Source organism: Leclercia sp. G3L (assembly GCF_021117075.1).
Classification (GTDB): Bacteria; Pseudomonadota; Gammaproteobacteria; order Enterobacterales; family Enterobacteriaceae; genus Enterobacter; species Enterobacter adecarboxylatus_C.
The window spans coordinates 3,455,886-3,478,153 of record NZ_CP088265.1 but is presented as its reverse complement, the minus strand read 5'-3'; the positions used below and the strand labels follow the sequence as shown (position 1 = coordinate 3,478,153).

At 56.6% G+C, this 22,268-nt stretch carries 20 protein-coding genes and 1 pseudogene; 8 read left to right on the top strand and 13 right to left on the bottom strand.

Annotation, left to right across the window (positions count from 1 at the left end):
* Nucleotides 1-47: 47 nt before the first annotated feature.
* The gene (locus LRS40_RS18090) at nt 48-725 is read left to right on the top strand and encodes an SOS response-associated peptidase (RefSeq protein ID WP_231312262.1); all 678 of its coding nucleotides are present in this window, start codon (nt 48-50) and stop codon (nt 723-725) included.
* Nucleotides 726-1,164: 439 nt separating this feature from the next.
* Here the strand turns inward: LRS40_RS18090 and LRS40_RS18085 are convergent, their stop codons facing one another.
* Nucleotides 1,165-2,430: a Y-family DNA polymerase gene (locus LRS40_RS18085; RefSeq protein ID WP_231312261.1), complete on the bottom strand. Its 1,266-nt coding sequence runs from the start codon at nt 2,428-2,430 to the stop codon at nt 1,165-1,167.
* Nucleotides 2,431-2,753: 323 nt separating this feature from the next.
* Here LRS40_RS18085 and LRS40_RS18080 point away from each other — a divergent pair, with 323 nt between their 5' ends.
* Together LRS40_RS18080 and LRS40_RS18075 are read left to right on the top strand one after the other, a co-directional pair.
* The gene (locus LRS40_RS18080; RefSeq protein WP_231312260.1) at nt 2,754-3,713 is read left to right on the top strand and encodes a GlxA family transcriptional regulator; all 960 of its coding nucleotides are present in this window, start codon (nt 2,754-2,756) and stop codon (nt 3,711-3,713) included.
* 111 nt (nt 3,714-3,824) lie between these two features.
* Nucleotides 3,825-4,373 (top strand): cysteine hydrolase family protein, encoded by a 549-nt coding sequence (locus LRS40_RS18075; protein WP_231312259.1) that lies wholly within the window; start codon nt 3,825-3,827, stop codon nt 4,371-4,373.
* 46 nt (nt 4,374-4,419) lie between these two features.
* Here LRS40_RS18075 and LRS40_RS18070 read toward each other — a convergent pair whose 3' ends face one another.
* The 6 genes from LRS40_RS18070 to LRS40_RS18045 all read right to left on the bottom strand — a co-directional run bounded on the left by LRS40_RS18070 (nt 4,420) and on the right by LRS40_RS18045 (nt 10,937).
* Entirely contained in the window at nt 4,420-5,505 is a 1,086-nt protein-coding gene (locus LRS40_RS18070) for an LLM class flavin-dependent oxidoreductase (RefSeq protein ID WP_231312258.1), read from the bottom strand.
* Nucleotides 5,506-5,646: 141 nt separating this feature from the next.
* On the bottom strand, nt 5,647-6,618 hold the full coding sequence (locus tag LRS40_RS18065) for a GlxA family transcriptional regulator (protein ID WP_231312257.1): 972 nt from the start codon (nt 6,616-6,618) through the stop codon (nt 5,647-5,649).
* A gap of 118 nt (nt 6,619-6,736) precedes the next feature.
* A complete protein-coding gene (dsbG, locus tag LRS40_RS18060) occupies nt 6,737-7,492 on the bottom strand; it encodes a thiol:disulfide interchange protein DsbG (RefSeq protein WP_231312256.1) in 756 nt (251 codons plus the stop codon).
* Nucleotides 7,492-9,510, bottom strand: a complete 2,019-nt coding sequence (locus tag LRS40_RS18055) for a protein-disulfide reductase DsbD (protein WP_231312255.1) — start codon at nt 9,508-9,510, stop codon at nt 7,492-7,494. The genes dsbG and LRS40_RS18055 overlap by 1 nt, the downstream gene beginning before the upstream one ends.
* 46 nt (nt 9,511-9,556) lie before the next feature.
* On the bottom strand, nt 9,557-10,045 hold the full coding sequence (locus LRS40_RS18050; protein WP_370649919.1) for a copper-binding protein: 489 nt from the start codon (nt 10,043-10,045) through the stop codon (nt 9,557-9,559).
* On the bottom strand, nt 10,029-10,937 hold the full coding sequence (locus LRS40_RS18045; protein ID WP_231312254.1) for a LysR substrate-binding domain-containing protein: 909 nt from the start codon (nt 10,935-10,937) through the stop codon (nt 10,029-10,031). Before LRS40_RS18045 ends, LRS40_RS18050 begins: the two co-directional genes overlap by 17 nt.
* 132 nt (nt 10,938-11,069) lie before the next feature.
* Here LRS40_RS18045 and LRS40_RS18040 point away from each other — a divergent pair.
* Nucleotides 11,070-12,389 (top strand): annotated as a pseudogene (locus LRS40_RS18040) (6-phospho-beta-glucosidase).
* 458 nt (nt 12,390-12,847) lie between these two features.
* Nucleotides 12,848-14,737 (top strand): glycoside hydrolase family 3 protein, encoded by a 1,890-nt coding sequence (locus LRS40_RS18035; protein ID WP_231312253.1) that lies wholly within the window; start codon nt 12,848-12,850, stop codon nt 14,735-14,737.
* 160 nt (nt 14,738-14,897) lie between these two features.
* Here LRS40_RS18035 and LRS40_RS18030 read toward each other — a convergent pair whose 3' ends face one another.
* From LRS40_RS18030 to LRS40_RS18020, 3 genes are all read right to left on the bottom strand, one after another.
* The gene (locus LRS40_RS18030; protein ID WP_231312252.1) at nt 14,898-15,374 is read right to left on the bottom strand and encodes an SRPBCC family protein; all 477 of its coding nucleotides are present in this window, start codon (nt 15,372-15,374) and stop codon (nt 14,898-14,900) included.
* Between the two features lie 15 nt (nt 15,375-15,389).
* Nucleotides 15,390-16,115, bottom strand: a complete 726-nt coding sequence (locus tag LRS40_RS18025) for a DUF1571 domain-containing protein (RefSeq protein WP_231312251.1) — start codon at nt 16,113-16,115, stop codon at nt 15,390-15,392.
* Between the two features lie 88 nt (nt 16,116-16,203).
* Entirely contained in the window at nt 16,204-17,034 is an 831-nt protein-coding gene (locus LRS40_RS18020) for a helix-turn-helix transcriptional regulator (RefSeq protein WP_231312250.1), read from the bottom strand.
* Nucleotides 17,035-17,134: 100 nt separating this feature from the next.
* Between LRS40_RS18020 and LRS40_RS18015 the strand changes: the two genes are divergently transcribed.
* Nucleotides 17,135-18,040 carry an SDR family oxidoreductase gene (locus tag LRS40_RS18015; RefSeq protein ID WP_231312249.1) on the top strand — a complete coding sequence of 302 codons (906 nt, stop codon included), beginning with the start codon at nt 17,135-17,137 and terminating at the stop codon, nt 18,038-18,040.
* A gap of 48 nt (nt 18,041-18,088) precedes the next feature.
* Here the strand turns inward: LRS40_RS18015 and LRS40_RS18010 are convergent, their stop codons facing one another.
* Entirely contained in the window at nt 18,089-18,682 is a 594-nt protein-coding gene (locus LRS40_RS18010) for a TetR/AcrR family transcriptional regulator (RefSeq protein WP_231312248.1), read from the bottom strand.
* 73 nt (nt 18,683-18,755) lie between these two features.
* On the opposite strand from LRS40_RS18010, the gene bdcA reads away from it, so the two are divergent.
* The gene (gene bdcA, locus LRS40_RS18005; protein WP_156263892.1) at nt 18,756-19,469 is read left to right on the top strand and encodes an SDR family oxidoreductase; all 714 of its coding nucleotides are present in this window, start codon (nt 18,756-18,758) and stop codon (nt 19,467-19,469) included.
* 4 nt (nt 19,470-19,473) lie between these two features.
* On the opposite strand, the gene LRS40_RS18000 is transcribed toward bdcA, so the two are convergent.
* Nucleotides 19,474-19,908, bottom strand: coding sequence for a GNAT family N-acetyltransferase (locus LRS40_RS18000; RefSeq protein ID WP_231313908.1), 435 nt, complete (start codon nt 19,906-19,908; stop codon nt 19,474-19,476).
* A 240-nt stretch (nt 19,909-20,148) separates the two neighbouring features.
* Between LRS40_RS18000 and LRS40_RS17995 the strand changes: the two genes are divergently transcribed.
* A complete protein-coding gene (locus LRS40_RS17995) occupies nt 20,149-21,042 on the top strand; it encodes a dihydrodipicolinate synthase family protein (protein WP_231312247.1) in 894 nt (297 codons plus the stop codon).
* A 25-nt stretch (nt 21,043-21,067) separates the two neighbouring features.
* Here LRS40_RS17995 and LRS40_RS17990 read toward each other — a convergent pair whose 3' ends face one another.
* Nucleotides 21,068-22,267 (bottom strand): MFS transporter, encoded by a 1,200-nt coding sequence (locus LRS40_RS17990; protein WP_231312246.1) that lies wholly within the window; start codon nt 22,265-22,267, stop codon nt 21,068-21,070.
* Between the last annotated feature and the right edge of the window lies 1 nt (nt 22,268).

Below are 22,268 nucleotides of genomic sequence, written 5' to 3'. Positions count from 1 at the left end.
CAGCTATGCCCCCTATCCTATACTTAAGCAAACCTTTGGAGGTGACTATGTGTGGACGTTTCGCCCAGGCCCAGACCCGGGAAGAGTACCTTGCCTTTCTTGCTGATGAAGCGGATTGCAACGTCCCCTACGATCCGGAACCTATCGGGCGCTATAACGTCGCGCCCGGCACCAAAGTCTTACTGCTCAGCGAGCGCGAGGACCAGTTGCATCTCGACCCCGTCTTCTGGGGTTACGCTCCCGGCTGGTGGGACAAGCCACTGCTGATCAATGCCCGGCAGGAGACCGCCGCCAGCAGCCGGATGTTTAAACCGCTGTGGCACCATGGCCGGGCAATTGTCTTTGCCGACGGCTGGTTCGAGTGGAAAAAAGAGGGGGATAAAAAGCAGCCTTACTTTCTCTATCGCGCGGACGGGCAACCTATTTTTATGGCAGCCATCGGCAGCACGCCGTTTGAACGCGGGGATGAGGCTGAAGGATTTCTGATCGTTACCGCCGCGGCGGATAAAGGGCTGGTGGATATCCACGACCGACGTCCGCTGGTGTTAACGCCAGAGGCGGCGCGGGAATGGCTGCGCGAAACGGTGAGCGGGCAAGAGGCAGAAGAGATCGCGCAGACGGGAGCCGTCCCCGCAGACCAGTTCCACTGGCATGCCGTGACCCGGGCGGTGGGGAATATAAGAAACCAGGGGCCAGAATTAATTGAGAACATCGGTGAGGTGTAAAATAACGTCAATGGCATTGACAGCTATTATTTCTGGAACTTACTAACACCCAAAAAATATAAAAAATGTCGTAAGCGAAGCGGCAAAATAATATCCAGGAGGGCCTGAATCAGGCCCCCGCTTTACACTTAAACAACCTGTTTTGGCCAGCGTCTCCTTTTCGGGAGTGGCACGCATGAGTGGGTAGTGAGTCGGGTTCCACAGACGGAACAAACAGCACCATGAGGTTGGGTTTGCGCTGGACTAAACGTGGTAAAACGAAATCGCTTACTTGTGCAAACCGGGCACTCAAATTTTAGGTTGGGAATAGCCCCTCCGGGCAGGTGAATAGAACGACCACCATAACGTAAATATCAATCGACCAGGGATATATCGTATAAAAACACCCCGTTTCGCATATATTTCTTTTCACTCTCCATATTATTTTAGCGATAACGAATTATCTCACCCGCAATAAATCAGAAAAACGCGTGGTATATCGGGGAGATAGCATCTCTCTTTTCATTTGCCATTGCTGTTCGATGCCCTGCCCCGCAAACCAGAGGGTTCCGCGCCCTTCTTTTTTATTCAGTTCATCGATGACTGCCATCAGCTCTGCGCTGTTGCGCCGGGGAGGATTTTCATCAAACAGATTGAGCTGAGCGACGCCAAGGCTGAAAAAATCCCCCAGCATGACCCCGGCTTTCTGATAGCGCAGCCCCTCTTTCCAGATGGCGTCCAGACAGCGCGTTGCCGCGTTAATAATATCCCGGCTGTCTTCGGTGGGCGTCAGCAGTTTGACTGAGGCGCTGTTGCCATAGTAAGGCTCGTTCAGCGCGAACGGCGAGGTCTTCACGAAGGCGGAAATAAACCGGCAGTACTGATGCTCGGCCCGCAGTTTTTCGGCGGCACGGGCGGCATAGCTGCAGATAGCCTGGCGCATCGACTCATAATCGCTGATCCGCTCGCCGAACGAGCGGGAGCACATAATTTCCTGCTTGTCCGGTACAAATTCTTCAAATCCCAGGCAGGACTCGCCGCGCAGTTCCCGCACGGTGCGCTCCAGCACCACGCTGAAATGTTTGCGGATAACGGCGGTATGGGTGTCAGCCAGATCCAGCACCGTTTTAATTCCCATCGCATCGAGTCTTTTACTCAATCGCCGCCCGACGCCCCACACCTCTTCGACGGGCAGCGCCGCCATCAGTTTACGTTGCCGTTCGATGCTGGATAAATCGAGCACGCCCCCGGTCTGCCGCTGCCATTTTTTCGCTGCGAAATTCGCCAGTTTGGCGAGCGTTTTGGTAGGCGCAATACCGACCCCGACGGTCAGGTGCGTACGTTTCTCAACGGTATGTCGAATTTCGCGGCCAAAGGCCTCCAGGTTGAGGCAGTTGCTGACCCCGGTGAGATCGCAAAAGGCTTCATCAATCGAGTAGATCTCGACTCGCGGGGTGATCTCTTCCAGGGTGGTCATCACCCGGTGGCTCATATCGGCGTAAAGTTCGTAGTTACTGCTGAAGGTGACAATGCCGTGGCGGCGGAAAATCTCTCTCTGTTTGAAATAAGGCGCCCCCATTGTCACCAGCCCTTTCGCTTCGGCGCTGCGGGCGATGACGCAGCCATCGTTATTCGACAGCACCACCACCGGGCGCCCCTTCAGGTCCGGGCGAAAAACAGTTTCGCAGGAGGCATAGAAGCTATTCACGTCGACAAGAGCAAACATGATTATTTGCGCGCTTTAACAGGCGCGGTAACGCGCGGAAGGATAAACGGCATAGTATCAAATCCATTTAACTGTATATTTATACAGTATCCATGAATTTAAGGATAAATCAAGGCGCTGCCCGCTGATTCAACGAAAGCGGTACCGACGCGGATTTAGTGCGCAACCTTGCTTTCTATCGTAATTTGCACGCCGGATTGTTTAATTAGTTACCTGAAACTTTGCTCAGTGTGTCTGTGCAATGCTAAGGTAACAAGCGTCGGAAACGACACTCTAAATGGCAAAAACGACATTTCGCGAAGGTAACTATGCTGGAAATTGGTTTGTATCTTTACCCCGGGGTTCAGCAGGCTGCCGTGCTTGGGCTGAACGATCTCTTTGGCGTGGCCAACATGTTTTCCCAAAAATATCAGGCAAATAAAGCGAACCTGCTGAGAGTGACACACTGGCAGCAGCCTGGCCCGAAAGACCTTCCTGTGTGCGTTTTTGATACGGAACCTGAAGCCGACCCGACGTTACCCTCCGCGATGATCGTCCCGCCGACCTTACGCGAGCCTGCCATCATTGACACGACGCCGGCGTTAACGTCATGGCTTACCGGTCTGCACAATCAGGGGGTTATCCTGAGTTCCGTATGCGCTGGCGCGTTTGTCCTGGCATCAACGGGGTTAATGAACGGGCGGAAAATGACCACGCACTGGGCCTATGCCGACTTACTGAGCCAGCGTTTTCCCGACATAGAGGTCGATGTGAATCAGCTCATTATTGATGACGGCGAGATCATCACCGCGGGCGGGCTTATGTCCTGGACCGACCTCGGCTTGCGGTTAGTGCATCGGCTGCTCGGTCCGACCGTGATGATCGACACCGCGCGCATGCTGCTTGTCGATCCACCCGGGCGCAAGCAACGCTATTACAGCGTCTTCTCGCCGCGTCTGACCCATGGCGACGCGGCGGTCCTTAAGGTGCAACACTGGCTCCAGGCAACGCAGGCAAAAGATGCCACCCTGTCGAGCCTGGCGGCGCAGGCGGGATTAGAAGAGCGAACATTTCTGCGCCGCTTTCAGAAGGCAACCGGGATGACCAGCACGGAATATTGTCAGCACCTGCGCGTTGGCCGGGCGCAGGAGCTTTTGCAGTTCAGCAGCGATTCATTTGATCGCATCGCGTGGGAAGTGGGCTACAGCGATCCCGGCGCCCTGCGTAAGATTTTCACCCGTATTGTCGGGCTCACCCCCGGAGAATATCGCCGTCGCTTTAGCGCCAGCCAGGCAAAGGAATAGATGGCATAAAATGGCGATATCACCCCTTATTATGTCGTTTACGCCACTTCAGCCCTATCCCTTTCGCTGTCAAACTTGTGCTTCAATGAGCCATAAAACAGGAATGAGATAATGAAACAACGCGGTTTAATCGTCATCGATCTGCAAAACGAATATCTGCCAACCGGTAAATTACCCCTGACCGGCATCGAGGCGGCAGCGCATAACGCAGCGCTTGCTATTGCTGACGCACGTTCAAAAGAGATCCCCGTCTTCCATATTCGTCATGAGTTCGCTCATGGCGAAGCACCGGTGTTTGTTCCCGGGACTGAGGGTGTGGAGATCCAGCCAACCGTTAAGCCCGCAGCGGATGAAGCGGTGATCGTGAAGAATTTCGTCAACGCCTTCCGGGACACTGACTTAAAAACGCAGCTGGATGCGAAAGGTGTTGAAGAGGTGATTATCGTGGGGGCGATGAGCCATATGTGTGTGGACGCCTGCGTGCGGGCGGCGGCAGATATGGGCTACCCGGTCACCGTCCTGCATGATGCCTGCGCCACCCTTGACCTGTCTTTTGGCGGCGTCACTGTACCGGCGGCCCAGGTTCATGCTGCGATGATGGCCGCATTTGAGTTTGGCTATGGCAAAGTCCAGTCAACATCAGACTATCTGTCTGCATAATCCCGTGCCAGCGTCCCTTTTCAGGGACGCTTTTTAATAGGTGTGGTTAAAGGTTGACGGGCATCTCATAGGCATCCGCAATCAGTTCCGTCGAGCGATAAATTGCCTCCTGAGAGTGCCCCAGATTCAGCAGCATAATCTCATCAGCATCAATGCGCTGTTGCCAGACGGCCAGCTGGTCAACCACCTGGTTACCGGTGCCGCTCATGATTTTGGCATTCCACATTTTAATCAGCTGCAACTCTCCCGAAGAATAACCGTAGTTTTCGGCTTCCTGCGGCGTTGGGACGATAAATGAGCGGCCTGTGCTCATGCGCATCATCGCGTGGGAATAGGCCCATGCCTGACGCCGGGCTTCACTCTCATCATCCGCTGCCATCACGCCAAAACTGGCAATAACATAAGGCCGGTCAAGATTTGCAGAAGGACGGAAGTTCTGGCGATAGACCTTGATGGCCATCATGACGTTCTGATCGGCCAGATGCGCAGCAAACGCAAACGGATACCCCATTTGCGCCGCCAGCCGGGCAGAATAGTCGGACGAACCCAGCAGCCAGACGGGGGGACGCTGATACGCGCCTGGCACCCCATTTTCTTTATCCTGCAGCGGGCCGGGAACGGCATACACGCCTGCCTTTTGCCACGGATGCCCTTTCGGGAAATCGCCTTTCAGGAAGTGCATTAACTCATCAAGTTGTTTCGGGAAACTGTTTGCCCCTACGTCACCGCGCCGCAGCGCCGACGCGGTGGCCATATCGGTTCCCGGGGCACGCCCGACGCCCAGATCAATACGGCCCGGCGCAAGGGAGGCCAGCAATCCGAACTGTTCAGCCACCACCAGCGGCGGAAAGTTAGGTAACATCATCCCACCCGCGCCAAGCCGGATATGGGTCGTTTCACCAATTAACCGCGCCAGCAATAACGGCGGCGAAGGGGTAGTAACGCCAGGCATAGCGTGGTGCTCCGCAAGCCAGTAACGGGTAAAACCACGCTTATCAGCCAGACGGGCAAGCCGGATGCTCCCCGACAGCGCCTCATGCGCCGTTACCCCTTTTCCCGCCATAGCGAAGTCCAGCACGGAAAGTGGAACCGGAGCCCCGCCCCGGCGCGTACCAAAAATGACCTGATTCACACTGTCGTTCCTCAAAATGCGAAGGCGGCTACGTCTGGATGACGTAGCGCAGAGGAGACAAATTTTGCGGAGAATAACGTCAGGGCACAATTGACCTGAATGACAATATTAAAAACTATTGGGCCAATCGCTGGGATATGTTCAGGCCTGTGTACCGCGCCGCTGACAGAAGGTACGCCGGTATTCTGAAGGCGAGGTGCCCAGATGCGCCGTAAACTGCAGACGTAAAGACATCGGTGTCCCAAATCCCACCTCAGAAGCAATGCACTCTACCGGCAGTTCGGTGATTTCCAGCAGCTGCTGCGCACGCGCCACGCGCTCGGCATTTAACCATTTAGTGACGGTCGTGCCGGTTGTGTCGCGAAAGCGACGGGTAAATGTACGGCGGCTCATTTTCGCCACGCCCGCCAGCGTATCGAGGGTTAAGGGTTCAGACAGATGTTCCCGGGCCCACTCCAGCACTTCAACCAGGCGTCCGACGCAGGGCAATTGCGGAACCGGTTGTTCAATATACTGGGCCTGCCCGCCCTGTCGGTGCGGCGGCGTGACCAGCTGGCGGGCGATCCGGTTAGCCATATCGGAGCCATGCTGCTGGCGGATCATCTCAAGGCAGCAATCAAACGCCGCAACGGTGCCAGCGGAGGTCACAATATTGCCATCCGTCACATACAGCACATCCGGTCGGAACTTCGCGTCAGGAAAACGGCGGGCAAAAATCTCCCGGGCAACCCAGTGGGTCGTCGCCTCCCGCCCGGCAAGCAACCCGGCAGCGCCAAGGACAAATGCCCCCAGACAAAATCCGACGATCGGCTTGCCTCTGGCGTTAGCGACCTGCAGCGCCTCAATGATGTCGTCTGGCACCTCTTCTTCCGGATCTTTCCAGGCCGGAACCACGATAATATCGGCCTCCTCCATCGCCTCCAGACCGGATGAAACGCTAATTGGTAGCCCTTGATCGCTGATGATTAGCCCCGGGGACTGCGCGCAGTACTGCACATCATAGGCCGGGAAACCTGCGGGCTTATTCACAACGCCGAAGGCAACGGCAGGTACAGAAAGCTGAAACAGACTGACTCCTTCAAAAGCCAGGACCACAATACGAACCGCAGACACGGAAACCTCGCAGACAAAAAAGGGATATAAAGGACAGCAGAGCCCTGTACCAATAACATACTTCGCCGCCTGTCCGCGACCTTTCCCAGGGTGCGGACAGGGGTAGGAAGAGAGAGGTTTATTTACAGGCCACCAGATCGGCCATTTGTTCAGCATCAGGCAAGCCGATGATTTGTTGCAAAGCCCGCGCCTTATTCAGGTAATAAATGGCAGGCGTACCGCTGGCCCCTGTCTGCTCCATAAGCTGCTGATTCTGCTGTATCTGCTTAAACACGGCGGGCGGCGTGTTGCCTTGCAGCGCCGGTTTAATCTTTCCGTCGCTACTCTCAAGGTCATGCCAGGCTTTAGCCGGATCCTTCGCGGAGAGGATTGCCGCCGCATACTGCGCGCTGTCCGGGCGGATCACGCCAACCAGCAGCGTTTTGGTGCTGATACTTTTATCTTTGATAAAAGGTTGGGCCTGATGCCAGAACTTGTTGCAGTAGGGGCAGAAGGGATCGGAAAAGACCACCACCTGGCACTTCGCGTCCGCGCTGCCTTCTGAAATCCCCGGCGCGGCGGTGAGCTGCTTCCACATTTCGCGCCCGGCGGGAATATAAATCTCATCATTGATGATTTTCTCGCTCAGGTTATTGCCTTGCGTATCATACATATAGCCTGAAACCACATGCTTTTTATCCGGGGTAAGGTAGAGCGTTACGCCCATATCCTGATATTTACCCAACCCCCCTTCCACGCCTCCGGGGGCGCTAAACGGCTTAATAATTTCAATGCCCTGCTTCTCCATTTGTTTAACAGGTTCGGGCAGGTCAGTGGTCTGCGCCTGAGCGGTAGCGCTAAGAAGCAGAATTAACAGTGTCAGGATCTTGTTCATTATTTTTCCTCAGTAAAATCAGGAGACGGGGCCGGATTCGCCCTCGTCAGCGTGGTCAACAGCGCGTCTTTGCTCAAAAGGGAAGGCAGGACATGCCCCTGCGGAATGGCAGGGCCAAAAATGGCGTTAAAAGGAATGCCGCTGGCGCCGTAGCGGCGCAAGAACTGCTCGATTTCAGCAGAGGGCTGACTCCAGTTTCCCTGCAACAGCACAACGTCGTCGCGGTTTAAGGCAGCAATCACCTCAGGGCGATGAAGCACCAGGACTTCATTAACCCGGCAGTTCAGACACCAGTCGACGGTAATATCCACCAGCACGCGCTTTCTGGCATCCAGCGCCTCACTGAGCGCCGCTTCACTGAGCGGTTGCCAGTTCAGAGGGGAGTCGGCCTTCCCCTGGGGCTGGGGAGCCAGAAAAGCATACAGTCCCGCGCCAAACAGCACGCCAAACACCAGGCTGCGCAGATTCTCTTTGTGGTTCGGCATGGCCTGCGCGCAGCGGAAAAGGAAAAACGCCACCATCAAACCGCCGACGATCAGCACATAGCGTGCGCCCCACTCTTTCACCAGCAGCGACATCAGCCAGAGACAGGATCCCAGCATCAGGAGCACCAGCACCAGGCGCAGTTTTCCCATCCAGGGGCCGGGTTTAGGCAACCAGCGCGCCACGCCGGGGGCGATGCTGATTACCAGCCAGGGAAGACTCATCCCTACACCCAGCACCAGGAAGATAAGCCACAGCTGATGCACGGGCGCGGCTAACGCGAAGGTGACGGCAGTACCAAGGAAAGGTGCCGTGCAGGGTGTGGCAAGCAGGGTCGCAAAGGCGCCTTCAAGGAAACTCCCCCCGATGCCGTTACCACCGGCGGTAGCCAGCCGGGTGGAAAGCCCGGAAGGGAGGCGGATCTCAAGCAGGCCTGCCAGGCTGAAACAGAAGATCCACGTCACCAGCACCATGCTGGCAATGAACCAGGGGCTCTGGAACTGGAAGCCCCAGCCAATCCAGGCACCGGACAGCCGCAGGCCGGTGATGACTGCCGCCAGCACCAGAAACGAGAAGATGATCCCGGCCGCGGTTGCCAGAAAACGCAGCCGCGTCTGACGGCGGCTACTCTCAGCCAGGGTCATCAGCGAAGCGAGTTTGATCCCGAGCACAGGCAGGACACAGGGCATCAGGTTCAGAATAAGCCCGCCCGCTAACGCCACAACCACGATCTGCCATAGCGTGGTGGACGGGCTGATATCGACCCTGAGCTGCTGGCTCTGCGCACCATTGCTGATCAACAGAGGGAGCTGCTGTAGCCGGGACGCATCCAGCGGGTTGCCCTGCTTATCGCTTACGCTAAACCGGGCGGTCAGCGTGTCACCGAGGATCTCTGTCTGCGGTGGCGACAGGTTCGCCCCGGCCGGGTTGTCAGCAAAGAGATCGGGCTGCGACCAGCCTTCCGGGGAGGTCAGCTTGACGGTCAGCGTGTCATTGTCCGCGACGACAGATTTAACCGCCACAGGGCCGTTATCTGGCGGAACAGCGCGCATCGCGTTGTCCCAGGCCTCGGCAAAGTGCGCTGACGGACCGGAGGCCAGGTCGATATCCAGCGGGAAGGTATTGACCACGCAGAGATTGCTGCACAGCGAAAGCGTCAGTTTCCCGCGCAATCGCTGGCGCTCATCGATGGCAACGTCCAGCGGAAACACGACGCGGCGATCGTAGCCGACGGAACTGAAGCCAGCAGAATCAAACCGGACGGGCCGGGGCCAGTGCCACTGCGTTTTTGTCTGCGGCTCCCATGCGATCGCGGGCCGAAAGCCGCCATCGCCGGGCGTTCGCCAGTAGGTTTTCCACCCTTCATTGGGGGTTACGTCCAGCAGCAGACGTACTTTCCCCTCTGCGGGCGCATCGTGCCAGACATGAACCTGAGCATGTAAATTGTCAGGCTTTATCGGCCAGCCCGGTACCGCGGCTGAGGCCGCAGACAGGCTGAATAACAGGAACCACAGGCTCCTGAAAAAGGTTTTCATATGTTTTCTCCGTGAAAAAGTGACTAAACAGGAACGTCCGGTTCAGTCATTCACGGAAAACGCAGTTCTTAAGATGTATTCGAAGTAAGGGGGGTCGGAAAAAGATCACCGGTCTCGGCAGGACACTGATTTTAAGCAGCACCGCTAAAACAAGAACCAGCAGACCGGGTAAGAGCAGAATGGTATCGAAATGGAGGGGCTGCGCGCTAAGCAGCGAGTGGGCGCTGAGCTCACAGGGTGACAACCCTGGCGACGTAAGTTCCTGCGGGCTGTTGTCAGCAGTCAAAGAGAGCGCGGCGGCTTTGACCTGCATGTGATGCAGGATACTGGCCCGCTGGGTCAGACAGATCAGCATGACAAAACAGGCAACCACCAGAAGCGCGACCGCTTTAAGTTGCCTGTTTTTATGTTGAGTCGGACCAGTCAGGATAGTCATGGGCAATGAGAATAGTGAGCGACTCGCCAGCGGGCAAGCGGCAATTTGTAAAGTAATGCCAGCCCGGGCGTTCCGGCAGGGGTCAGTTTGACCCTTCACGCAGGATCTCTTTCACCCACTGGCTGAAGGCCACAATCCCCGGTCGGTTCAGGTTTTCACGCGGCATAATGAGATCATATCCATGCCCGGCTGGAATTTCCTGTTCAAAGGGCATAACCAGATCGCCCGCGGCAACGTACTTCTTAATCAGCCGCTTTCTGCCCATCGCCACCCCGCATCCGCTGACCGCCGCCTCAATCGCCATCTGACAATTGTTGAAGCTCATAAAATTCTCTTCCACCGGCAGGGGCTGGTTTGTGACCTGACACCATTCGCGCCACTCTGAAAAGACGTCCTGCGAATCCACTGACTCAGAAGCATGAATGAAGGGGATATCCGCAGGCCAGTCACCGTTAGCCAGGAGGATATTTTTTAACGCCGGCGAACACACAGGAACCAGCGCCTCGTCGGCCAGGCGCTCACAATAGAGATCCGGATAGCGGAGATTGCTGTAGTAAATCGCAGCATCTACCCGTTCCAGATTGAAATCCACCAGCCCTGCCCTGACCCGGAAATTAATGTTCAGCCCAGGCCACCGCGCCCGGAATTCGGCTAAACGCGGGATCAGCCACAGGAAAGCAAACGTGGGGGGAAGCCCCACAGAGAGTGTGCCGCGCAACCCCTGGACGCGGATATCTTCGATTTCATCATTAATGCGCTTAAGGGACATGGACAGGACGTTCAACAGTCGCCCCCCTTCATCGGTAAGCTGCAACTTGCGGGTCAGGCGGAGAAACAGCCTGAACCCCAGCAGGGTTTCGAGATGCCGTATACGTTGGCTCACTGCGCCCTGGGTCAGGTTGAGCGTTTTCGCGGCCCGCGTAAAGCTGAGATGATGCGCGGCTATTTCAAAGGTATGCAATAGCGCCAGCAGATTTTCCTGAGCTGACATAGTGATAATCTCCGTCCGGTAGCCTTTATGCATTAAATGAGCTAATGCATACCCCCGAAACGATCGTTTGTCCAGCCGTGCTCGCTGCCTTTTAATCGTGATGACAAATACATCATAAAAAGGAGCACGAAGGTGAAAGATCTAAAAATCGTGGTTATCGGTGCCGGTTCGAGTTACACCCCGGAGTTAATGGAAGGCATCATCAAGCGACAGCATGAATTTCCGGTCCGCGAGTTGTGGCTGGTGGACATCGAAGAGGGTCGGGAGAAGATGGCTATTATCGCCGGCCTCACCCGACGAATGCTGGAAAAAAATGGTCTGGATATTCCGGTTTTTGAGACGCTGAATCGTCAGGAAGCCCTGAAGGATGCCGATTTTGTCTGCTCCTAGTTCCGGGCCGGTTGCCTGGACGCGCGTATCAGCGACGAGCGTATTTCACTGAAATACGACATGATTGGCCAGGAGACCAACGGACTGGGCGGGTTCGCTAACGCGTGCCGCACCATTCCTGTCGCCCTGGAAATTGCGGCCGAAATGGAGCGACTCTGTCCCGACGCCTGGTTGCTTAATTTCACTAATCCCTCAGGAATGGTCACCGAAGCCATTCTTAAACACAGTAAGGTACGGACGGTAGGGCTGTGTAATGTGCCGGTCATCATGCAAAAAGGGATTGCGAGTTTACTGGGGGTCAATGACGTCAATGACTTTATTCTTCAGGTGGCCGGGCTCAATCACTTTATTTTCGCGCGTCATATCTGGCATGAAGGCCGCGATAAACTGACCCAGGTGATCCAGAACATTTCCGCGGGCAACGACCCGCTGATCCCACGTAATATTCCCCCTTTCAAATGGCCGGAGGGTTTGCTGGAAAACCTGGGCATGATCCCCTGCCCTTATCTGCGCTACTACTATATGAGCGACGACATGTATCGCCAGGAGTTGGGCGAGGCGCAGGGCGAAGGAACCCGTGGCGAAGTGGTGAAAGCCCTGGAAAAACAGCTCTTCGATATCTACCGTAACCCCGAGCTGGCTGAGAAACCGAAGGCGCTGGAGGGACGTGGCGGTCAGTATTACTCAGATGCAGCATGTGAACTGATGAGTGCGATCTACAACGATAAACGTATCATTATGCACGTTAACACGCGCAATAACGGCACCATCGCCGGCCTGCCGGATGACTGTGCCGTTGAGGTGAGCTCCCTGATCACCCGCTCTGGACCTATTCCGCTGAACGTCGAACCTTTCCCGGAGGATACGCTGCGCCTGATCCAGCTGATGAAGAGCTTTGAAGCGCTGACTATCGAAGCGGCTATTACCGGCGATCGCCACACGGCGTGGCGCGCGCTGGTCATTAACCCCTTAATCAACAGCGGCCAGGTGCTTGAAAAGGCGCTGGCGGAAGTTATCGAGCATAACAAAGCGCTGATGCCTGCGTTCCACAAACACCCTTAAATTCGCAGAACCTGTAAAACGGCTGGCTGCCAGTCAGCCGTTTATTGCTTTTCATTAGCAATATCTCTTTTTCACCTTCCCTGTTACGCAGATTATTTTTATTTAAATAACTCACCTCAAAAATAATAACCACAACACAATAAAGACAATCAATAAAATATCTCAGAAAGCAATTGGGCCAAATGCCGTTAATATCGGGACAATATTCTTAACGTAGCCCAACAAACAGAGATCATAGTCACAAACCCACGATCGGAGAATTGTTTCACCCATCGAAATAAATGCAGAATCCCTTTACCATCCGGGCATCAACGGTGTTTTCATTCGTTATCATTCATTTACTTACAGGCAAAATGCAGGGATCAAGAAGATATATGCAAAACAACAACATGCTTTTTAAATATAAATTGCTGGCAATATTGTGCGCATCGGCGACATTAACGGCAAACGCCCAAAATATGCCTCAGCCTGACCTCGGACATATAACGGCTCCCCAGCTAACACAGGATGGCTATCAGTTTAAAGATCTGAATCGCGACGGAAAGCTTAACCCGTATGAAGACTGGCGTTTAACTCCCGCGCAGCGGGCAGAAGATTTAACCCGGCGAATGACGCTGCAGGAAAAAGCCGGTCTGATGATGCATGGCACAGGGCCCGTAAGCGAAAATAACTTCGGCAATGGTGATGTCTACGATTTGAACGCTGCCCGGAAAATGATCGTTGATGCGCATATCAACAGCATCCTGACGCGGCTTGGCGGCAAAAACCCGCGTCGTCTTGCCGAACAGAACAACCATTTACAGGAAATTGCAGAGAGTGGCCGGCTGGGTATTCCGGTGACGGTCAGTACCGATCCACGAAATTCTTACCAGGCGCTGGCCGGTATCAGCAATCCGGCAGGTAAATTCAGCCAGTGGCCGGAACCCATCGGGATTGGTGCCGCCGGAAGCGAAAGCCTTGCCAGACAGTTTGCCAGCAGAATTGGCCAGGAGTACCGCGCCGTGGGGATCACCGAGGCCCTCTCTCCTCAGGCTGATATCGCCAGCGAACCGCGCTGGGCGCGCATCAGCGGAACGTTTGGCGAAGATCCTGAGCTGGCAAGGAAACTGGTCCGGGGTTATATCACCGGCATGCAGAACGGCAGCCAGGGGCTCAATCCGCACGGCGTAGCGGCCGTGGTTAAACACTGGGTGGGTTACGGTGCCGCCGAGAACGGCTGGGATGGTCATAACGCCTATGGCAAGAACGTCGTTTTCAAAACCAATAATCTCGAAGATCATATCGTGCCTTTTAAAGGCGCTTTCGAATCCCGGGTCGCAGCGGTGATGCCCACGTATTCGGTGTTAAAAGGCGTCAACCTGAACGGTAAATCCCCGGAGCCGGTAGCCGCAGGCTACAGCCATTTTCTGTTAACCGATTTACTGCGGGGCGAGTACAAATTTAACGGCGTGATTATCAGCGACTGGTTAATCACCAACGATTGCGATGACGAATGTGTCAATGGCGCTCCCGAGGACAAAAAGCCGGTCACAGGCGGCATGCCCTGGGGTGTGGAGTCCTTAACCAAAGAGCAGCGGTTCGTTATGGCAATCCACGCGGGGATCGATCAGTTCGGCGGCGTCACGGATTCAGACATCATCACCGGGGCCGTCGAAAAAGGCCTGGTCAGTGAAAGTCGCATCAACCAGTCCGCTAAGCGCATCCTGAGGCAAAAATTTGAACTTGGCCTGTTCGAGCAGCCTTACGTCGATGCTGCAAAGGCTGACGATATTGTGGGCCGCGAGGAGACGCAGAAAGAAGCTAACGAGGCGCAGAGGCACTCTCTGGTTCTGTTACAGAACAAGAATGTCCTGCCCCTCAAACCGGGAACCCGCGTCTGGCTTTATGGCGCCGAAGCGACTGCGGCAAAGAATGCCGGTTTGATTGTGGTCGATCGCCCGGAAGAGGCGCAGATCGCGGTAATGCGCACATCCGCACCTTTTGAACAACCCCATTACAATTACTTTTTCGGTCGCCGCCATCATGAAGGCTCCCTGGAATATAAGGCCGACAGTGAGGTCATGAAAACCCTGAACGCTGTCGCCCGCAAGGTGCCGGTCGTGATGACAATGTATATGGAAAGACCGGCGGTACTGACAGACGTCACCGATAAAACGCAGGCGTTTATTGCTAACTTTGGCCTGAGTGACGAGGTGCTGTTTTCACGCCTGACATCGGATGCCCCTTATTCAGGCCGCCTGCCCTTTGCGCTGCCTTCGTCTATGGAGGCCGTGCTCAAACAGGATCCTTCCGTACCGGGCGATCTGCACGCTCCGCTGTATGCGTTAGGTTTCGGGCTTTCACGCTGATACGCCGGTTCAGGTAAATACCACACCGGCTGGTCAGGCTTACGCAGGCGCCTTTCCGTTAACAGGAAGGCGCCTTTATTTATTTTTATCCATTGCAACATCCGCGTCCCGTTCCCAGCACTTGTTCTTAAAGATTTTCATATAATGAAACGCGGGCTTTTTAACCGGCATATACCTCGACCCGCGCGCCTAATCTCCGGGCTAACCCTTTTGCGCCGTCGCGCATCACCCTGTCGTGGTTCCAGCGAAAAACGGGCCCTGCCAGCGGGGCAAGCACGTTCATCCAGCGAGCGTTGGTGCGGATATCCCAGTCATACCGGACGATCGTCTCCCGCCCCCGCTCGGTCAAAGACCACAGGCCACGCCCTTCCACCTCGCCGCTGGCTTCCCCTTCCAGCAGGCATAACGGCTGAATCGTTAATACATGAATATCAAAGGTGATGCGATACGGGAGCGCGCCCTTCCAGGTATAGCGATGCAGGGCCCCGATCCCCCGGACATCACCTTTCTTTATTTCGATAACCTGCACCAGACTTCCCCACCATTCGGGCCATAAATCCGGATGAGACAGGATCTCCCAGACCTCCTGGACCGAAGCCTCAACCCGCCAGACGGTGGAAAACCGATAGTCAGCCATAGCGCTCTGCTCCCGTCAGGGGGTGAAAAAATCAGGAGGGAAACGCACGTCGATCTCCATGGCCTCCATCAGCACGGTTTCCAGTAATTTGCCCCCCAGCCCGTAGCTGACCACCTTGGCAGGCAATCCGGATTGTTTATCAAACCAGACCTCATAGCGATGAACCGCATCGACAGCCTTACCTTCGGGGCCGACCACCGACAGATGCAACGTCGGTTTCCCGGCGAGGTCCTCTTCACCGACGAGGGTGTTTGTGCCGCCCTGTTGCAGACGACGAATATTATTCAGCAACACGCCAATGTCGGACCGATCCACCCGATGACCATTTTCATCCGTTATCAATGAATCCGTGGGGGACAGGTTGAGAACCGGAAAGGTCCCCGCGCCGAAGGGCCACAGCTTCACCTTGCCATTGTCCGGGTTATAGATGAGCACCGCCCCGGCATGCGGAGTAGAAAAATCCATCCGCACAGAGCCCGGTTTACGGTAGCTGTAGCGGATGACTTTGGTTTCATCCCGGGCGGAGACAGAACGCACCATCACCTGATAAGACTGGAGCTGGGCAAAACGTTGCAGGGCGCGCGCAACGGGATCGGGGGTGGTTGAACCCTGCAAAAAGGCCGCGGCCACCACCATCCTGTCCGCGGCGTGCGCAGGCTCGTGAAAGCTGAAGAGCAGCAATGCTGTCAGCATTACTGCCACAGAGAGGTAGCCGCTGATGATGGTCTCCTGAAATAACATGACCGGGAATAGGATCAGTATGTCGGATAACCGTTGAATATGCCCAGCATCGCGCGGCGGTAAAAAATGACGGACTGGCAGAGTTCAGCTAGTCGCAGAGCAGGGATTGTCTGACCTGGGTCGCTATTTTTTGTCGGCTCTCCTCTGTCGCCGGGTTAAAAACCAGCATCGCCAGATCCGGCCGCCCCTCCACCGCAAAGGTCGAAAACTCAAGGTCTATCGCCCCGGCCTGCGGATGATAAATCCGTTTTACGCCCTCAGCATGGCTGGCGACATCGTTGCTGCACCACCAGGCATCGAATTCGGGGCTCTGACGGGAAAGCTCGGCAATCAGGTTTTCGGTTTCCGGCGATGTTCCCGCTCGCGCCACGTCAGCCCGAAAGGCGTTAACCACCAGCCGCGCTATCGCCTGCCAGTCATCCTGCGCACGGCGTACTTGCGGATCGGTGAACAGCCGGCGCAGAACATTACGTTCCGAGGCGGGCAACCGCGAATAATCGGTTAAAACGCATGCGGCAGCACGATTCCAGGCAATGACATCCCATGCAACGGTTTTGACGATCGCGGGGATGCTAAAGGCATCAAGAACCCGCTGCAAACGCGGCGTGATATCAGCAGAAATGGTGAACTGCGTGTCGGGTGGATGGCCGAAGGCCAGAATAAACAGGTGCTCGCGTTCCGGTGAGGTCATGCGCAGCCCGCTGGCGATACGGTTAAGCACTTCCCGCGACGGGGCACCGCCACGCCCCTGCTCAAGCCAGGTGTACCAGACCGGGCTGATACTGGCGAGCTGAGCAACCTCTTCACGGCGCAAGCCGGGCGTGCGCCGTTTGCCCGCCATAAAGCCAAACGCGGCGGGATCGAGACGCAAACGCCGCGCCCGCAGGAAATCACCCAGTGACTGCATTGCCGTGTGCATCGTCGTCATCCTGTTAGGGTTTATACCCTGATAATGTCTCTACTTTTCTCGTCTGACTATAGCGCTACTCTGTTCCGGAACCCTAATCTGGAGGTGTGTTATGCGAATTTTCCTCACCGGCGCAAGTGGATTTATTGGCGCCCGGATCCTTACTGAACTGCTGGCGGCCGGACATCAGGTAACCGGCCTTGCCCGCACGGACAGCAGCGCGCAGGCGCTCAGCCATGCGGGTGCCGACGTTCATCGCGGTACGCTGGATGAACCCGATACGTTAGCGGCGGGAGCGCAGCACGCTGATGCCGTGATCCATACGGCTTTTGATCATGATTTTCACCGTTTCGTCGAGAACTGCGAGAAGGACCGGCGGGTTATCCGCGCCATGGGACAAGTGCTGCAAGGCAGCGATCGTCCATTAATCATCACCTCCGGAACGGGCATCGGTGATGACGACGCCGCGGCCATTGCCCGGGAAAATCAGTTTAAAGCCGGGAATCATAACCCCCGCGTAGCAACCGAACTTGAGGGCAATGCGCTGCTCGCTGAAGGCGTTAATGTCCAGGTAGTGCGGCTGCCGCAGGTTCATGACACCCGGCGCCAGGGCCTCATCACCTGGTACATTCAGCACGCGATTGAGAAAGGTGTGGTTGCCTGCATTGGTGAGGGAGATAACCGCTGGTCGGCGGCGCACGTCAGCGATGTCGCTGCGCTGTACCATCGGGTGCTGGAGCATGGCGAAAAGGGTAAGCGCTACCATGCCGTGGCTGAAGAAGGGGTGCCCCTACGGCAGATCGCGGAAACCGTTGCCCGTAAGCTCAATCTGCCCCTGATATCGCTCCCGCCCTCAGAGGCTGAGGCGCATTTTGGCTGGCTCGCTATTTTTGCCGCCTCGAACCTGCGAGCATCATCGGCCTGGACGCGTCAGCAGTTGGGCTGGCATCCCACCGGCCCCGGCCTGCTCGACGATCTTCAGAATATGGATTACGCGCCGCTATTAACGTCCCGATAGCCGCCATCCCCGGCGTCACCGTTGCGGCGCCGGGGGCAGGATCCGGCCTCAGCGCTGAAGTAATTGCTGCATGGCCAGACCCGCCAGCCGCACGGTTTCCTGCAGACGCGCCAGGCTATCCCCCGCCCGGGCTTTCGCGGAGAGGCCAGACATCAGCGTACTGATAAAGTCCGTCAGCCGGACGGCCTCCTGCGGGTACCGGGCGGCAATATAGTCCCGAATGCTATTTTCAGCAGCCGTATGCAAACCGCACGCCGCCTCACGCGCCTCGGGATCGTTGCAATGGGTGCCTTCCACAACCAGGCACCCGGCAGCCGTCGGATCGGCAACGTAGCGTCTTGCCGCCTCGTTCAGGACGTCCATCAAACAGTCAGCCACCGGACGGTCGTGACGCAAAAGCGACGTAAAGGGGATCGCGCCGGTGTGGTTATAGCGCGCCAGGACGCGGGTATACAGCCCGAATTTACTGCCAAAGGCCGCATAAAAACTGGGCGGATTGATACCGAAGGCTTTTGTCAGATCCGCAATACTGACCGCGTCATAACCCCGTGAGTGAAACAGGTATTGCGCCGTTTCAACGGCCTGCTCAGGATCGAACCGGCGGGGACGTCCTGGGGTACGACTATTTTTTGTAGTGACCACTACATTACTCCTTGACGGCACGCGTGGCCGACACATATTGTAATGCTCACTACAATATCATGAGGAGCGTGTTATGGCTGCATTACAAAAGAGATCGGTACTGGTTTTGGGCGGGAGTCGTGGTATTGGGGCGGCTATAGTCCGGCGTTTTGCTTCCGAGGGCGCGTCGGTGGTTTTCAGCTACGCCGGCTCGCCAGACGCCGCCGCGCAGCTCTCCGCTGAAACCGGAAGTGTTGCGGTGCAGGCCGACAGCGCCGACCGGGATGCGGTAACAAAGCTGGTGCGTGACAGTGGGCCGCTGGATATTCTGATCGTCAACGCGGGGATCGCTCTCTTCGGCGATGCGCTGGAGCAGGACAGCGATGCCGTCGATCGTCTGTTCCGTATCAACATCCACGCGCCTTACCATGCTGCGGTCGAGGCTGCCCGGCAGATGCCGGACGGCGGACGCATTATTGTTATTGGTTCAGTGAATGGCGATCGCATGCCCGTTCCGGGGATGGCTGCCTATGCGGTCAGTAAGTCCGCCCTGCAAGGGTTGGCGCGCGGCCTGGCACGGGATTTTGGCCCACGCGGCATTACGGTCAACGTCGTGCAGCCCGGCCCCATCGACACCGATGCGAACCCGGAGAGTGGTCCGATGAAGGAGCTGATGCACAGCTTTATGGCCATTAAACGGCACGGGCGTCCGGAAGAGGTGGCGGGCATGGTCGCCTGGCTGGCTGGCCCGGAAGCGTCATTCGTGACGGGAGCCATGCACACCATCGACGGCGCGTTTGGCGCGTAATCTTTCAGAGGGAGGGATCGGCGAGGCGCTTGACGAAGCGCTTTCTGACCTCCTTATAGCCATTATTTTCATAAAAATTGTGCGCCCTGACTCTGCTTTCACTGCTTGAAAGCTCAATCTGCGTACAGCCTTTATCAAGGGCGTGTTGCTCAGCGGCGAAAAGGAGTTTCTGACCAATGCCTGCCCCCCGTGCCGACTCATTGATCACCAGGGCGGAGATCAAAGCCCACAGGCCACTCTCATGCACAGGGGTAATAAAGTTCACCACAATCACGCCGCAAACGTCCTGCTCTGCTTCAGCCACTAACACGTTGTAATCGGTCTTCGCGTCGTTAATGTGTCGTTTCAGGTTCTCAGGATCTGTCTGGTAGCCCAACTGCAGAAAAAGCGTTTGCAGGGAGGGGATGTCTTTTAACGCTGCTGCCCTTATTAAGGCCATTGCCATAAACTCCTTAAGTTAAGTTCAACGAAACTATCCGAACCTTACTCATCAACGCAAGTTCGCGTTCCAACAAACCGTTCTGGAAAACCTCATCATTGTGTGGCAGTCGCCGGGCTACGCTTGCCCAGCCTACGGACTGTATTCATTAGATTGACTTTTTTTACTACCGGTCGATATTATGAAACAAGTCGGTCAATATAACACCTCATCGGCTCTCTATCATTCAGGAGAAACAGCATGTTCACCGGCTTGTGTGCTTTCCCGTTAACCCCCGTCACCGCCAGCGGCGTGGATGAAGAGGGGTTCCGTAACATTCTGGCCCGCCTGACGGCAGCCCGGGTGGATTCACTGGGCATTCTGGGGTCAACCGGAAGCTACGCCTTCCTGACCCGGGAGCAGCGCAAGCGTATCGCCACGCTGGCTAATGAGCTTGCCGGAGATATTCCCATGATGGTCTGCGTGGGCGCGGTCAGCACTGATACCGTTTTACGTCTGGCAGAAGACGCGCAGGAGGCGGGTGCGGATGCCCTGCTCCTTCCGGCGGTCAGTTACCAGCCGCTCAGGGATGACGAGGTGTTTGCCCTCTTTGAAACCGTCATCCGACATGCTTCAGTCCCGGTCTGCGTCTATGACAATCCTGGCACCACCCATTTTACCTTTACGGATGAACTGCACGGACGCCTGTCGTCCCTGAACGGCGTGCGTTCGGTCAAAATCCCCGGCGTCCCGGATACGCCAGCCGCTGCCGTCGATCGCGTCGCGGCGTTACGCCACCGTCTTCGCCCCGGCGTGACGATCGGGATCAGCGGGGATGCGTTTGCCGGGTTGGGATTAAATGCCGGCTGCGAGGTGTGGTATTCCGTCCGCGGGGGCTTATTCCCGGAGACGGCAAAACAGATCGCCCAGGCCGCGGCGATGAACGATCCTGCCCGCGTCACGGCCCTGACCACCCGCCTGGAGCCCTTGTGGGCGCTTTACCGTAAGCATGGCGGAAGCATCCGGGTGATTGCCGCCGCCGCAGGCGTGCTGGGGCTGACCGATACCGACTGCCTGCCCCGCCCTCTGCAGCCGCTGCCAGCGGAAGATATCGCAGAGATTGCCCGGGTAATAACCGAGCTGGAACTGAAATAACCCCCCTCCGGGACCGGGTCAGAGGTTAATACGATCCTGTCAACGCCCGACGTCCCGGCATCATTACCAGCAGCGCCAGCGCTAACGGCACCAGAGAGCCCCACAACACGGCGTTCCAGCCGTACAGATTCAGCAGTACCCCTGACGAAAACGACCCCAGGATCATCACGCCAAAAACGACGAAATCATTCAGGGACTGGACCCGGGTCTTCTCCTCCGGCCGGTGATACTCAATGATTTTCGCCGACGCGCCAATAAAGCCGAAGTTCCAGCCGATCCCCAGTAAAATCAGAGACAGCCAGTAATGGACGATCTCCGTGCCACTAAGCCCAGCGAAAACCGATCCGGCGCTAATCACCAGCCCCGCAGCCGCAACCCGCATGGCGCCGAAACGGTCGATAAGCTTGCCGGTAAAAAATCCCGGTCCGTACATGGCGATCACATGCCACTGGATCCCCAGATTCGATGCCTGCTGAGAAATACCGTGCATGTGCATCGACAAGGGCGCGGCTGTCATCAGGAAGTTCATCACCATATAGGTGACAGCGGCGCTGAATACCGTTCTCAAAAAGCCGGGTTGACGCACGATCTCGCCCAGAGGACGCCCGGCGGAGGGCGCTGCCGCCGCTGCGGGCTCTGCCGGAATCACCCCCTTCAGGATGAAGGCAGACATTACTGCCACCAGCGCCTGGCCGAGAAAGGTAATGGCAAAGGTATAGGGCGGCCAGAGGTTCATGGTGCTGGTCACCAGCATCGGGCCGATGACGCCAGCCAGCACGCCGCCGCCCATCACCAGCGACAACGCCCGGGCTCGCCGCTCAGGCGCGACGCCGTCCGTGGCGGCAAAGCGGAAGCTGAGCGCAACCGCGGCATAGGCTCCGCCAAGAAACGCGGCGAGACAAAACAGCAAAAATGAACCGATAACCATCGACAGCGCGGCTGTCAGGCCGGTAATCACCCCTGCTCCGGTGCCGACCATAAATGCCGCTTTTCGCCCGTGCTTTCGTGCCAGCACGCCGAACGGCAAAATGCAGGCCGCCATCCCCAGGACAAACAGGGTAATCGGCAGCGTGGAGAGGGACGCGCTGGGTGCGAGGACGTTACCAACAATCGCCCCGGTGGCATAGAACACCACGGAGTTGGCCCCGGCAAGGGCCTGAGCCGCCGCCAGGCGCATGATGTTATTGTTCTGCTCAGGGACAGAAAGAGCCTGCTCTGTGGTCATG

Coding starts and splice junctions, on each gene's coding strand:
- LRS40_RS18090 (WP_231312262.1), top strand. CDS start 48: ATGTGTGGACGTTTCGCCCAGGCCCAGACCCGGGAAGAGTACCTTGCC.
- LRS40_RS18085 (WP_231312261.1), bottom strand. CDS start 2,430: ATGTTTGCTCTTGTCGACGTGAATAGCTTCTATGCCTCCTGCGAAACT.
- LRS40_RS18075 (WP_231312259.1), top strand. CDS start 3,825: ATGAAACAACGCGGTTTAATCGTCATCGATCTGCAAAACGAATATCTG.
- dsbG (WP_231312256.1), bottom strand. CDS start 7,492: ATGAACAAGATCCTGACACTGTTAATTCTGCTTCTTAGCGCTACCGCT.
- LRS40_RS18055 (WP_231312255.1), bottom strand. CDS start 9,510: ATGAAAACCTTTTTCAGGAGCCTGTGGTTCCTGTTATTCAGCCTGTCT.
- LRS40_RS18045 (WP_231312254.1), bottom strand. CDS start 10,937: ATGTCAGCTCAGGAAAATCTGCTGGCGCTATTGCATACCTTTGAAATA.
- LRS40_RS18035 (WP_231312253.1), top strand. CDS start 12,848: ATGCCTCAGCCTGACCTCGGACATATAACGGCTCCCCAGCTAACACAG.
- LRS40_RS18030 (WP_231312252.1), bottom strand. CDS start 15,374: ATGGCTGACTATCGGTTTTCCACCGTCTGGCGGGTTGAGGCTTCGGTC.
- LRS40_RS18025 (WP_231312251.1), bottom strand. CDS start 16,115: ATGTTATTTCAGGAGACCATCATCAGCGGCTACCTCTCTGTGGCAGTA.
- LRS40_RS18020 (WP_231312250.1), bottom strand. CDS start 17,034: ATGCACACGGCAATGCAGTCACTGGGTGATTTCCTGCGGGCGCGGCGT.
- LRS40_RS18015 (WP_231312249.1), top strand. CDS start 17,135: ATGCGAATTTTCCTCACCGGCGCAAGTGGATTTATTGGCGCCCGGATC.
- bdcA (WP_156263892.1), top strand. CDS start 18,756: ATGGCTGCATTACAAAAGAGATCGGTACTGGTTTTGGGCGGGAGTCGT.
- LRS40_RS18000 (WP_231313908.1), bottom strand. CDS start 19,908: ATGGCCTTAATAAGGGCAGCAGCGTTAAAAGACATCCCCTCCCTGCAA.
- LRS40_RS17995 (WP_231312247.1), top strand. CDS start 20,149: ATGTTCACCGGCTTGTGTGCTTTCCCGTTAACCCCCGTCACCGCCAGC.
- LRS40_RS17990 (WP_231312246.1), bottom strand. CDS start 22,267: ATGACCACAGAGCAGGCTCTTTCTGTCCCTGAGCAGAACAATAACATC.